This window comes from Corynebacterium sp. HMSC070E08 (assembly GCF_001808895.1).
In the GTDB taxonomy this organism is placed as follows: domain Bacteria; phylum Actinomycetota; class Actinomycetes; order Mycobacteriales; family Mycobacteriaceae; genus Corynebacterium; species Corynebacterium hiratae.
On the sequence record NZ_KV794798.1, the window covers coordinates 1 to 1716 of the forward strand.

General features: G+C 56.5%; 1 protein-coding gene and 1 pseudogene. Both read left to right on the plus strand.

From position 1 onward, the window contains the following. Positions 1-866, plus strand: an 866-nt coding sequence (locus tag HMPREF2526_RS11575; RefSeq protein WP_210384422.1) for a hypothetical protein, incomplete at its 5' end; no start/stop codon positions are given. A gap of 234 nt (positions 867-1100) precedes the next feature. Then, positions 1101-1715, plus strand: a pseudogene (locus tag HMPREF2526_RS11580) (DUF711 family protein); the annotation flags it as partial. Between the last annotated feature and the right edge of the window lies 1 nt (position 1716).

A 1716-nucleotide genomic window follows, 5' to 3' on the forward strand; every position in this document is an offset into this window, starting at 1 on the left:
TCCACTACGTGTCCACGATTTGCGGGCAACCCCATCTTGGAATCGTTCTTTTAGGAGTGGCACAAACCGAAATGATGCTTGGTGATTATGCCGCTGCTGAGCTAAACCTCAACCGTGCAGAACCTTTGATAGGCGAAGATCCGAACCACGCGCCAACCCTGCAACTTACACGCGCTTATTTGCGTCTCTTGAGCGCACATCCAGAGTGGGTTAGCAGTGTTTCGCTTGCTATCGCACAAATTGGAACAACCATAGTCACGGTTGAACCGCAAGTTAGCAAACAAATAATGCTTATACAGGCACACCGATTACATCTAGAAGGCCGCCACGATGAAGCTTTACATACCCTCGAAGCGTGTGCAGCCCTGGCGTACGACCAACATGACGTTTGTTTCTTCTCTGATGTCTTGCAACAGCAGGCTTTCGTACACCAACGCCTTGCACATGCCACTAGCGATGTTGATGAGGCCGCACAACATCACCGGATCGCGATGCGAAAGCTCTCGCAGGCCCGCGCCATTCGTCAGGAGCACGGGCACAAATTGTCTACGGCATCGATCGATGTGACGGCAGCCGAGTATATCGTTCAATGGCACGATCGCTATCACGGTGTGTCTCACAATGAACTTAGAGAAGCCTTCCAGCGCATCATCGCGGCTATGCGGACTATTTATAGCGTCAGCCAAAGCATTGCGGAGAGCAGAACCCGCTATAGGTTTGTACGTTCAAGGTTGCGACATGCCTTTGAAGCCTCTTGTTCATTGGCACTTTTCCTTGGGGATACTCCAGCGCTTTCCGCCCTCATCGTAGAAGCCACCGCACAGTATGACTGGAGCGTAGTTCACAAGGCTGACACCGATAACTGAGAACAACCTATCCGGTGGATGAGGAGTTGGCCTACTAGTTTTCGAATGTCGGCGCTGTTGCCCCGGGCCCCCTCATTGAGGCACCCAATACTCTCCTGTTCCTCAGTAAGCCGGCCCAAGCATCACCAGACGGCTCCCCATGGCAGCACGCTCTCCCGACGAAGGTAACGAAGGTCCGTTTTATGGTGCTGCTTCTCGGTAATCACTAGCGTTGCGTAGTTGCGCCTCAAGCTCCGCAATTATCGGCAAGGCCAGCTCGTGGGTGAAATGGCTTCAGAGCGCCTCGGTGTCCCGTTCGGCATCATTGACCTCTCCCTCGCCCCCACCGCGGAACTAGGTGACTCCGTCGCGCACATCCTTGAGCACATGGGCCTCGACCAGGTGGGCACGCACGGTACCACGGCGGCGCTGGCGCTGCTTAACGACGCCGTCAAGAAGGGCGGCATGATGGCCTGCTCCCGCGTGGGTGGGCTGTCGGGTTCCTTCATCCCGGTTTCCGAGGACAAGGGCATGATCGATGCGGTGCGCACCGGTGCCATCTCCATCGACAAGCTGGAGGCCATGACCTCGATCTGCTCGGTGGGCTTGGACATGATCGCCATCCCGGGTGATACCTCTGCTGAGACCATCGCCGGCATGATCGCGGACGAAGCCGCCATTGGTGTGATGAACCATAAGACAACCGCCGTGCGCGTCATCCCTGCCCCTGGCACCAAGGCTGGCGACGAGGTCAACTTCGGCGGCCTTCTAGGCTACGCTCCGGTCATCCCGGTTAACCAGGTAGGCAACTCCACCTTCATCAACCGCGGTGGCTTCATTCCGGCGCCGGTGCACGGTTTCCGCAACTAGT